The sequence below is a fragment of the Ignavibacteria bacterium genome (assembly GCA_016707005.1).
In the GTDB taxonomy this organism is placed as follows: domain Bacteria; phylum Bacteroidota; class Ignavibacteria; order Kapaibacteriales; family Kapaibacteriaceae; genus UBA10438.
In genome coordinates this window covers 1065381-1076091 of record JADJIQ010000005.1, presented here as the reverse complement: position 1 = coordinate 1076091, position 10711 = coordinate 1065381, and the positions used below count along the sequence as shown (strand labels likewise).

Genomic DNA, 10711 nt, shown 5'->3' with positions numbered 1-10711 from the left:
TGTTACCGTCTGATCAGGACCGAATACGCATCGGCCTCGTGAAGAAAATGTCGCGCAATGTTGAGCGAAAGGGGCTCATCATAGTTCATACGCTCCGGATGCCACTGCACAGCAAGAAGAAAGGGCTTTCCGCCCATCGTTGCATCGCCCCATTCAAACGCTTCCACTATTCCATCCGGCGAGAGTGCTGACGGGGTGAAGACCGCAGCGAGCTTTTCAACGGCCTGGTGGTGTGCAGAGTTCACGTCGGAGTCGAGGACGCCGGCGATCCGACGAAGGATCGAGCCGGGTTCTGCATGCACGCTGTGTTTCGCGTCAACTCCGTCGAGCTGACGATGTTCTACGTCGCTCGGACGAACACTTGGAATGTCCGCTACGAGTGTGCCACCGTAGGCAACATTCAGAAGCTGGGCACCTCTGCAGATACCCAACACCGGCATACGCTGCTCGCGGGCTTCTTCAACCAACGCGAACTCCAATGCGTCTCGGACATCATCGATCGGACCGCAGACCGACTTCTTCTCCGGTTCATTGTATCGAACCGGGTCAACGTCTGGTCCACCACTGAGTATGAGCCCGTCACACGTCCGGAGTTGTGCCACTGCGTCTTCCGCAGACATTCCATGGAGATCGATGACCGTGATATCGGGATCAACAGCACGAATCCACTGACCATACTTTTCATAATTCGCGGCACCGGATGCCTTGGAGATCGCGATCGTCATCGTGTTGTCCTTTGTTTGAGCAATGCGCTGAACGCATCGTCCCGAAGAATGGCATGTATCGAAACCACATACATCGGCACTCGTTGGGCGCCGTTAACGAACATGTACGGGCGAAGTTTCACAAGGTCTTTTTCAGTGGTAACAAGAACGGCTTTCCGTGATTCGGCTACGGAGCAAAGACGATCCACGTCCTTGTTCGTGTATCGGTGATGATCCGGGAAGACCACCTGTTCCGCAACACGATATCCGAGTTGTTCGAGAGTTCGAAGAAATCGCTCTGGTCTGGCTATTCCGACAACGGCAACAACCTCTGCGCCAGGATCAAGCTCAACCGATTCGTTCGCGATCGACCTTGCCGAGCGTGCCTCAACCGCACATGAGAGTGCGAGTGCACTGCTCTGTTTGTAGGGCAACACTTCAACGGGATCAACATCACCCATACACAACACCACATCTGCTCTTGAGAGAGACGCAAGCGGTTCGCGCAGTCGTCCTGACGGTAGAAGCGAACCAGTCAAGGTCTGTCGGTCTACAAGCACAACATCGAGATCGCGATGCAACGCTCGATGTTGAAAGCCATCATCAACAACGATCACATCACATGGCATAGTGGTGGCGGCGTAGGTAGCCGCTTCGACCTTGTCCTTGCTGACAACAACCGGTACGCCAAGCGAAACGGCATGGAGATAGGCTTCGTCTCCGGCCTCGGCAACCGATGCACGAGTAGAGGTTCCGTCATGAACAACAAGGAGCCCCGTTGAAGATCTTCGATATCCGCGCATGACGATCGCCGGATGAAGTCCGAGAGTTTGAAGCTGGCGTACAACGGCTTGCACCACAGGGGTCTTACCGGTTCCGCCAACGGAGATATTCCCAACGCTGATCACCGGGACACTTACGTGCGCGATAGGTCTGCGTTGTGCATCATAGCCGGCATTGCGTCGAGCAACAACGGCGCAATAGACCTTTGAGAGCAGTGTCAGCATGTTACACTTCCCAAGCGATGCAGATGTTCGGTGACATCAGCGATCACCCCGTCGATCTCCTCACGTGTGAGGAAGGACGGAACTTCGATCGGTGCCGACACATGAAGCGTGATCTGTGCGAAGGGAAGAGGAAGTTGGAATCTGTCCCAGGATCGCTCAAAGACCTTTGTTCGTGTTGCACGCATCCGCACGAGGACGAGAGGCACGCCGGCACGATGTGCAGCGATAACGGCACCGGGCTTTGCAACATGGGCCGGACCGCGCGGACCATCCGGTGTGATGAGGACAACGCTATTGGCAGCCTGTTCTACCATGATCTGCAGGGCCTCCTTCCCGCCTCGAGAAGATGAGCCCTTCACCACGGTGTATCCCCAATCGGTGAGCAGGTCTGCAAGGATGGCTCCATCGGTACTTGGACTTACGAGCGCTACCGGACGTAACGCGCGGAATGCGAACCACACCGGCAGCATCTCACCATGCCAGAACGCTACAATGCATGGTCCGGTTGGGAACCTGCCTTCGACATGCATAGACCAGGTTCGAGCAAGCGCTCTGATGGCTACCGAGGCAACACGCGACTTCATCGGTTCACCATTTCGGCAATGATCGTAGCGGCATTCGCACTGGCTCCGCCCCCAGATAACAGCGAACGCACCTCATTCATCGCCTGAGTGAGCTCCATACGGCGGTCAACATTCGACACGAGATCGATCACTTCCAGTTCCAGGTTTTTTGCGGTGGCATCACCTTGGATGTACTCATGGATCACGGGCCTGTTCAGGAGCAGATTCATCATCGTTACAGAGGTGACATTCACGAGGCGCTTACTTACTTCATACGTCAGCATGGACGTGCGATAATAGGTAGCGAAGGGTAGCCCCCTCATCGCTGCTTCCAGTGTAGACGTGCCTGCCTTGATAAGTCCCGCAGTTGCCGTGGCCATTGATCGCTCCGCATTCGTGGAAATCGTTGCTCCCACATCAATAAGGGGCTTAAGGGCTTGTAGGTCTACGTTGCGAGCTTGTGCAACAACGAACGTGAGGTCGGGCCGCGTGCGTTGAAGCCTATTGATGGTTTCGGCAAGAAGCGGACTGTGATGAAGCACTTCTTGTTTCCTCGACCCAGGCATCAGCAAGACCTCTGTTGCCGATCTCGTGGGAGCATAGACCGGATCGATCGACTCTGACAATGGGTGTCCAACGTATTCCGCACGTATGCCGTGTCGGGAGAAGAACTCAACTTCAAACGGGAACACAACAAGCAGACGATCGACGGCCGCCGCCAGGTCCTTGGCGCGTTTTTCGCCCCAGGCCCACAATTGCGGCGCGATATACCATGCTACTCGAAGCCTATGGCTGCGAACCTTGGCCGCAAGGCGCAGATTGAAGCCAGGATAATCCACCGGGATAAAAAGAACAGGTCGAGATCTTTCAATTGCTCGTTCACAACGCTTCATGAGGTCGCGGAAGAACCGATAGCGCTTCGCTACCTCCCAGAACCCTGTTACCGCCAGATCTCGGATATGTGCTAACGAACGCAAACCCTCCAGCTCCATCGCAGGGCCTCCAAAACCCTCAAAAACCACATCTGGGATGCGTTTTCGGATCTCGGCCATCAGCCGCGCAGCATGGGCATCCCCCGAGGGATCGCCGGCGGTGATGAAGATTCTGGTAGGTCTGTTTGGGTCGGGTGGCATTTGGCACGAGAAATGATGACTGCAAACTCGGTATATTAGAGTCACTGACCAATACAGGGATCCCCATGCGTAGCGTAATCACCACCATCGCCGTATTTATAGCCGTAGCCACCATGGCATCGGCTGGTATCTCCGTCCGTATTCTCCCTACCCCGCGCCAAGCAGATGTTGATGGCGCCAAGGGTGCAACAATGAAGCGGATGCCGGCCGGAGGCGAGTTCCTCCTGACCGTCAATAAGGGCCAAGATGTGAGTTATTATCGCATCCAATGGTTCAAAGATGGCGTTGCCATCCCGAATGAAACCACTCAGGACCTGCGCTATTCCGCAGCCAGTGAGGACATGAATGGCGTCTACACTGTAAAGATGTCCAACCCGTGTGCCACTGTGGTTTCAGCTCCGATACGTGTTGTGGTTGAGCAACGTGCGTTCCAAGTGAACACCCAAACGGGTGGTAACGAAGGCGTTGCCGGACTCAACGGTACCACGACATCTGCATTTGAACTTGGCGAGGTTGCCCCGAATCCGGTCTTCGACCGTGCAACCCTGTCGTTCACAACACGCGAGACCGCTCTTGTAACTGTTCGCGTTGTAGACCTGGTGGGCAACGTTGTTGCTACTCTTGTGAACGATGTTCTTCCGTCGGGCGAACACACTGTAGCAATGAATACCAAGGATCACAACATGAGCTCATCGCTCTACTATGTTGTGATGTCTGCTCCAGGTTTCACGGACACCAAGCCACTCATGCTTGCCAGATAAGCATACCGTAAAGACTCTATGAAATGCCGGATCCATCGATGATGGGTCCGGCATTTTTCTTACCAGGCAATGGAAGACGTGGTTGTATACCCAAACGTATTGGTGATGGTGATCTTCAATGAATAGGGTTCGGCGCCGTCCAACGGAACGCCTGTGAGCGGGACGAAGAATCTAGCAACAATGCCGTCCTGCGTTCTGCAGAGTACTGCGCTTCCACGCCTTGATACCTTGCGTGGTGTTTGTACACCAACAATATCAACCGACACCTCACAGAGGGCAGGGATATGGTCTGCAACGTCTACGAGAAGCGTAGGTTCTCCGTTGACGAGACAGACAGAAGCCCCTTTGAACTCAGCCTTGTCTTCCAGAACCATACGTTGAACATCAGAGCTTTTTGCAAGATGATCAACATGAACGCTTCCAACGTTCACAACGCGAGCGGCGCGCCGACGCGATCTGTCCACGGTGAAGTACTCTATGTTCATGATGTCCTGACTCTTCGTGCTCACAACACCGTCTCCGGCTTCAAACAGTTCTGCAAAGGACCCACCTCCAACAGAGAGAACCTTGCGAAGCAACTCTTGAACAGCACCTTCTCTGAGATTTTTCACCTCGTCAAGAACATCTACGTCTCCGATCACGCTCACATATTCCACATCGAGCGGGTGAGCATACTTCGATAGTCTTCGTAAGAACTCGCCACCATCTTCGGGACGTCGGAGATCTCTCACTGCCGGCGCGTTGAAGGGTACATCACCCTCAGCCCCTTGAATAGCTGCAAGAGCTGCCTTGCACGGCTGAGCGATGACGATGTTCTGTTCACGAACACATTGCTCCATCTCGGTCTTCCATGACCAGATGCGGGCGTAGGGAGACCCGAGATGGGGCGTTCCTATCGTGATGAGTCGTTTCACATGATGGTCTGTGAATCTCTTCACAAGGTAGGCGCGAGCCGCCAGCCCTCCCATGCTATAGCCAACGAGGATCACACGATCAGCTCCAGTTTGCTTCAACACATGTTGAATGCACAGATCCAGTTCATCTCTCCATGCGTTTACAGAGTCATGAGGGTCAGAGAATGCAACGGTATAAAAGTCTGCATCACCACCACGTGGTGATGCCGTGTTCAATTGCCCGTTGCTATCAACGCGGAGATCACCTCCGTAGGAAAGGCCAAGATCCTTGGAGAAGTACTGCGTTGCACTTCCATGCCACACATCGGCCTTCTGTCCGAGTCCATGCAAAAGGATGATCGGATACGGCACCTTCATCGTGGTGACGGGTGCTACGTTAGGGCACGACTTCAGTGATGCGATACGCGAAGGAACCGACGCGCAGGATGAGATCAGAAGGGCGCCGGCGAGTAGGACAGCAGCGCGACGGATCATGATGCAACAGACCTTGCTACGAGTCTCACGCGCTCAACTCGACGGGGCGAGCTCTCGAGGATCGTACAGACATAGTCGTCCAACATCACCACATCCCCTACGTTCGGAATACGTCCGGCCTGCACGTTGATCAGTCCGCCAAGCGTTTCATAGTCATCGCTCTCAGGAAGCGCAATGGGCAACATGTCGTTTGCTTCGTCGATATGAATGGCCGCATCAAGCTCATAGGAGCCGGACGTGTGCCGCTCTACAAGTGGTGCTTCGTCGTCATACTCATCTTGAATACTTCCAACGAGTTCTTCGATGATGTCTTCTAGCGTAAGCATACCTGCCGTACCGCCGAACTCATCGATCACCACGGCCATGTGAACCTTATCGCGCTGCATATCACGAAGAAGGCGTTTTATCTTCACATCTTCTTGAACCACGTAGGGGGCATGCAGAATATCCTGCAGGATGATGAGGTCCTTGTGATGCATCAGTGTGAGAAGGTCCTTTGCATAGACGATCCCAACGATGTTGTCGATGGAACCACGGTAGACCGGCAATCTCGAATAGCCTTCATTCATCACACGGTCGAGCAATGCATCCACAGGCAGCGTACTATCGAGGGCAACGATCTTCGACCGTGGCACCATCACCTGGTCGGCCGTGGTTTCCGTGAATTCAAAGACGTTCTCGATCAACTCACGTTCAGAGAACTCCAAAGCCCCCTGCTTAGAACTTTCTGCGATCAGGTAGCGGAGCTCTTCAGGAGAATGTACGTCGTGCTCCGTTGCGGGTTCGATGCCGACCATGCTCAGCATGGCGTTCGACATCCAGTTGAGGACGAAGATCACCGGACGGAACACGATGAAGAACACGCGCATCGGAATTGCAACGGCAAGCGTTACAGATTCGGACCGACGAATAGCGTACGTCTTCGGAGCTTGTTCGCCAACAACGATGTGCAAGACCGTGATGATGGCAAAGGCGATCACAACAGAGATCGTGTGAAGGACGGCTGCATCGATGTTGATGCCCATCATGTGAGCAGCGTCGCTTACGATGGTGGACACGACGCTCTCTCCTATCCAGCCAAGTCCAAGCGAGGCGAGCGTGATCCCAAGCTGTGAGGCACTCAGGTAGGAATCGAGATGCTCAAGGATATGTTTGGCGATACCGGCAAGGAAGTTTCCTTCGCGAGCCTTGAGTTCGATCTGCGACGCGCGGACCTTAACGATAGCGAACTCAGCCGCAACGAAGAATCCGTTGAGAAACACAAAAAACAGCGTCAGCGCAATATTCCAAGCCATCGTTCAATATACGGGGTTCATCGCATGGCATTGAAAGCGTTCGAAGGAATGCGCTTATCCAGATGATGCGAAAAATAAAGTGAGAGGAAACCCTCGAGTTCCAACTGATCATGTTCCGGTATCTCTCGGAGTTCACCAGCGAGAGCCGCAAGAACGTGGGCATACACAGAATGGGCCAGGCGGAGTCCGTCTTCTCCATCGATCCGAGCAACGCCATCGGTGACCCCAACACGCACCACCCCACTTACGGGTGATGGCGAGCCCGGCAGTCCAAAGCCCATGATCTCCGCCAGCGCGAGACGCATGAAGAGACTCACGCTGTAGGCATCGTTTTCTTCGGCCGTTTCCAGACGTTCCAACGCATCCGCAATAAGGTCAAAGACCCGTTTATCGGGCTGTTCCTGCGTCTGGGTGCGCACCAACGCGTCGCACATCAATAGGCCGGCACGAAGAAGGTCAAGAGAGCCCCCTACCCGCTTTCTGGCCCTAACCGTCTCTGCTGCCGAAAGCGTATGGAGCTCCTTGTTCCGTCCGTGATAGATCGTGCATCGAACATGGGAAAGGGGCTCCAAGGCCGCCCCAAACGATGATTTCATTGTCCGAGCGCCCTTGGCAACCACCGTTACCTTCCCCAATTCGGCAGAATACAACGTCACGATCCGCGAAGAATCCCCAAAACGGCGCGAATGCAGGACAATGGCTTCGGAAGAGACGATCATGGGAGGAAGTTACGGGGTTACGGGGTTACGGGGTTACGACGTTACGACGTTACGACGTTACGACGTTACGAAGCGGTTTTGTGGGTTTTGGAGGAACCCGTATATTCGCAGTCCTCATTCCGCAGTAGCTCAGCTGGTTAGAGCATCTGACTGTTAATCAGAGGGTCCGGGGTTCAAGTCCCTGCTGCGGAGCACGATCCGGTCAGAGACACATGTTTCTGGCCGTTTTTTGTTTTCGGAGGGATCAAAATGAAGGGCCTCATTGTCTTCCTTTCCTTATCACTGAGCTTTCTGACGTCATCTTGCAGCCATTACGTAGGGACGCTCGATGATCCGAACTCTGTTGGGGTGGATAATCAAATAGACATCTATCCACGTGTCTTACTATCAGTTTTCGCCGAATACGAAGAGTTAGACAACCGCTGGGCGGTCACAATGAAGGCTACTTCGAGTCTTCATGGATATGAAGTTGAACAGATCGACGGAGCTACTTTGGTTGTGAATGGTGAATCTCGAAATCTCCTGTACGGATTTCCATTTCGAGGTACGCCAGAGAAGCTGTACCTATCAACCTCGGTTGACAGTCTTACAATAGCATATCGCAGTCCAAGAAACTTTCGAAGTTCCACGAGTTTTTCGCTAGGACAACTCACGAGTGTTGAGGGTAATCCTGCTGCATCGAAGACAGAAGGACTTGTTGTCAGTTTTGCACCTGAAATTCGACCAGACGAGGTGTTGATTGCGCGGGTTTATGATTCCGCCAATGGAACTTTGCGTCTTCTGAAAACGGCGACCTTCGAGGATGACGGTAGATCTTCAATCTCATTCAGTGCATCAGACTTCGCTGCTCAAAGCACAATCGGCGAGGAGCTGGTCCTTCAGATTAGTCGATCCGTCGTAGCGAGCAGACAGGTACTTTTTAGTGATGGCGTGAAATTCAGAATGGTCATGCCTGATTTCAGCAAACTCATTCCGGTGGTGGAATGAGAACTGTTTATACTGTTGCAGTATCATTCCTCTTCATCGTCTCAACTGCCATATCGCAACTCCCACGGGTTGGATCTACGGTTCATAAAAATGTACAGACATACTTTGGCATTGCTCGTCGATTTGATCCAATGGATTCGTTGAGGGTTGTACGAACAAACAACGTGTACATCATCGGAATGCGAAATGGGCTTGATGTTGATACTATCACATTCACATCAGACGAGATTCCGATCCTTGAACGCTACCTTAACGACTATGAAAAACTCCTTGCCAGTAAGACTGATGCTTTCGTCAACGACTCGGCATTAAGACGTATTCTTGGCCGTGTGGTTCCGGTACGCTACTTCAACTCAAGAGTGAAGCCAGTTTCAGTACGCACGATGAATGGCGTCATCAAGACAGGCATTCCTCTTATAGCATCGGATGACTGCCTTCTCCTGTCTGACTCATCGGTGTTTTCACCCCAGCTGCATCTTCAAACGAAGGCGTTCACGTGCATTCCAAGCGCTCAGATAGAGACCCTATCGAAGGACGCTAGTTCAGGTTCACCCATTTGGTATCGCGTAGAAGGGAATGTTCAACAGTTTCGCACGGCGGTTGAGCTTACGTGCCCAGAGCGTGCGTATCTGTTCGGCATTCCTCCAGAGTTCGTATCGTGTATTGCTGAACCTCAAGAAGAACTTGGACCCGGTGCATCTTACGCCATTGTTTGTCCGCGAAGAACGGGATCGTCGTTCGCCGCCTTTGGAGGATTCCTTTCTACAAGGAAAGCCCCGGAAGCAGTGGTCAAGAGTTCAAGTAACGGATCGAATGGTACTCCATTGACATTCCAGCCGTTGATGTATTCGTTCGGACTAGATGCATCGATTGCAATGGGACCTTCCTTCGATGTCGGGCTCCGTGGAACAATCAGTGCTCAGCCCCCTACCATAGACGACCTCACTCTTCAGAATTCTCTTGGCATGGACGAGTACCTTTTGCAGGTACTTGGAACATGGCACATCCTCGCCTTGGATGATATAGGATTCCGAACGTTTGGCGTGACAACTACACTAGGTCTTGGGCCTTCCTTCCTCTCGTATCGAACACGCACCTACGTAGACTCAACGAACGTCACATCAACTGGAAGTGGGATAGCTATCGATGCTACCTGGAATCTACAGGTGATGTGTGCTATATCTCGGAGCATCGCTTTTGGTATACGTGGCACTGCAACGTATCAATTGGGACTGACATCGGACTTTGACGATATCAAGGGTCACGATGGACTTGGGCTTGAATGGATGGCTTCTTTCAACATTTCAGATCAATCAGCTGCCTACCTCGGAGCTCAGCTCGTTGTATCGTATACACTACCGTAGCCCCCATGTTCAAACTCATCGCCTACGCCGAAGTAACCTCCTACCTTCTCCTGCTCTTTGTTGCCGTGCCGCTGAAGTACTTCGCCGATCAACAACTTGGCGTGAAGATCCTCGGACCTATTCACGGCGTTCTCTTCGTTGCCTATTGTTTCATGGTCATTCGTCGGTCGAACGCGGAAGATTGGTCGTGGAAACAGACGTTTTGGGGACTGTTCGCAGGGATCCTTCCTCTTGGTCCGATCCGCATTGCCACAAAAGGTTAGGCATGGATCTACAACCCGATCTTGCTTCTGAACGAATTCGCCTCAGACCGTTGCGACATGATGATCTGGAGGCATTATACGCTGTGGCTTCAGACCCGTTGATCTGGGAGCAACATCCCAATCGCGATAGATACAAACGCGATGTGTTTGAAAAGTTCTTTCAGGGGGCGATGGATTCGCGTGGAGCATTTGCCGTGATCAACGCAGTGACACAAGAAGTCATTGGATCAACGCGGTTCTATGGTCTGGACACAGTCACCGACCACGTCTTTATCGGTTACACATTTCTTGCGCGACGTTACTGGGGCGGATCATACAATCATGAGATGAAGAAACTCATGATCGACCACGCCTTTCAATATGTGAATCGTGTGCTCTTCCAGATCGGCGCTAGTAATATCCGGTCACAAACGGCCGTGCAAAGGATAGGGGCAACGTTCGTTCGAAGGGAAGACCTGTTAGAGCCAGATGGCTCACGAGTGGAACATCTGGTCTTTGAGATCCATCGATAGAGCATCGAGTCCAGT

Annotated in this window: 12 protein-coding genes and 1 tRNA gene; 6 read left to right on the top strand and 7 right to left on the bottom strand. The window is 52.8% G+C overall.

Going from position 1 to position 10711, the window contains the following annotated elements; translation table 11 throughout:
- Window positions 1–2: 2 nt before the first annotated feature.
- The 4 genes from IPI29_12880 to lpxB are packed head-to-tail and all read right to left on the bottom strand — an operon-like array spanning window position 3 to window position 3407.
- A complete protein-coding gene (locus IPI29_12880; protein MBK7413439.1) occupies window positions 3–725 on the bottom strand; it encodes a gamma-glutamyl-gamma-aminobutyrate hydrolase family protein in 723 nt (240 codons plus the stop codon).
- Complete coding sequence (gene lpxK / locus IPI29_12875; protein MBK7413438.1) at window positions 722–1711, bottom strand: tetraacyldisaccharide 4'-kinase; 990 nt, start codon at window positions 1709–1711, stop codon at window positions 722–724. The genes IPI29_12880 and lpxK overlap by 4 nt, the downstream gene beginning before the upstream one ends.
- Window positions 1705–2295 carry a lysophospholipid acyltransferase family protein gene (locus IPI29_12870; protein MBK7413437.1) on the bottom strand — a complete coding sequence of 197 codons (591 nt, stop codon included), beginning with the start codon at window positions 2293–2295 and terminating at the stop codon, window positions 1705–1707. The genes lpxK and IPI29_12870 overlap by 7 nt, the downstream gene beginning before the upstream one ends.
- A complete protein-coding gene (gene lpxB / locus IPI29_12865; GenBank protein ID MBK7413436.1) occupies window positions 2292–3407 on the bottom strand; it encodes a lipid-A-disaccharide synthase in 1116 nt (371 codons plus the stop codon). The genes IPI29_12870 and lpxB overlap by 4 nt, the downstream gene beginning before the upstream one ends.
- Window positions 3408–3472: 65 nt before the next feature.
- On the opposite strand from lpxB, the gene IPI29_12860 reads away from it, so the two are divergent.
- On the top strand, window positions 3473–4168 hold the full coding sequence (locus IPI29_12860; protein ID MBK7413435.1) for a hypothetical protein: 696 nt from the start codon (window positions 3473–3475) through the stop codon (window positions 4166–4168).
- Window positions 4169–4227: 59 nt separating this feature from the next.
- On the opposite strand, the gene IPI29_12855 is transcribed toward IPI29_12860, so the two are convergent.
- The 3 genes from IPI29_12855 to recO are packed head-to-tail and all read right to left on the bottom strand — an operon-like array spanning window position 4228 to window position 7570.
- Window positions 4228–5556: an alpha/beta fold hydrolase gene (locus IPI29_12855; protein MBK7413434.1), complete on the bottom strand. Its 1329-nt coding sequence runs from the start codon at window positions 5554–5556 to the stop codon at window positions 4228–4230.
- Window positions 5553–6851, bottom strand: a complete 1299-nt coding sequence (locus IPI29_12850) for an HlyC/CorC family transporter (GenBank protein ID MBK7413433.1) — start codon at window positions 6849–6851, stop codon at window positions 5553–5555. Before IPI29_12850 ends, IPI29_12855 begins: the two co-directional genes overlap by 4 nt.
- Window positions 6852–6868: 17 nt before the next feature.
- Window positions 6869–7570: a DNA repair protein RecO gene (gene recO / locus IPI29_12845; GenBank protein ID MBK7413432.1), complete on the bottom strand. Its 702-nt coding sequence runs from the start codon at window positions 7568–7570 to the stop codon at window positions 6869–6871.
- 118 nt (window positions 7571–7688) lie between these two features.
- Between recO and IPI29_12840 the strand changes: the two genes are divergently transcribed.
- The 5 genes from IPI29_12840 (at window position 7689) to IPI29_12820 (ending at window position 10696) form a co-directional block, all read left to right on the top strand.
- Window positions 7689–7762: transfer RNA gene (locus IPI29_12840), tRNA-Asn, on the top strand.
- Between the two features lie 57 nt (window positions 7763–7819).
- Entirely contained in the window at window positions 7820–8557 is a 738-nt protein-coding gene (locus IPI29_12835) for a hypothetical protein (protein MBK7413431.1), read from the top strand.
- Window positions 8554–9921, top strand: a complete 1368-nt coding sequence (locus tag IPI29_12830) for a hypothetical protein (protein ID MBK7413430.1) — start codon at window positions 8554–8556, stop codon at window positions 9919–9921. The genes IPI29_12835 and IPI29_12830 overlap by 4 nt, the downstream gene beginning before the upstream one ends.
- Before the next feature lie 5 nt (window positions 9922–9926).
- Window positions 9927–10184: a DUF3817 domain-containing protein gene (locus IPI29_12825; GenBank protein ID MBK7413429.1), complete on the top strand. Its 258-nt coding sequence runs from the start codon at window positions 9927–9929 to the stop codon at window positions 10182–10184.
- A 2-nt stretch (window positions 10185–10186) separates the two neighbouring features.
- Window positions 10187–10696: a GNAT family N-acetyltransferase gene (locus IPI29_12820; protein MBK7413428.1), complete on the top strand. Its 510-nt coding sequence runs from the start codon at window positions 10187–10189 to the stop codon at window positions 10694–10696.
- Window positions 10697–10711 lie beyond the last annotated feature (15 nt).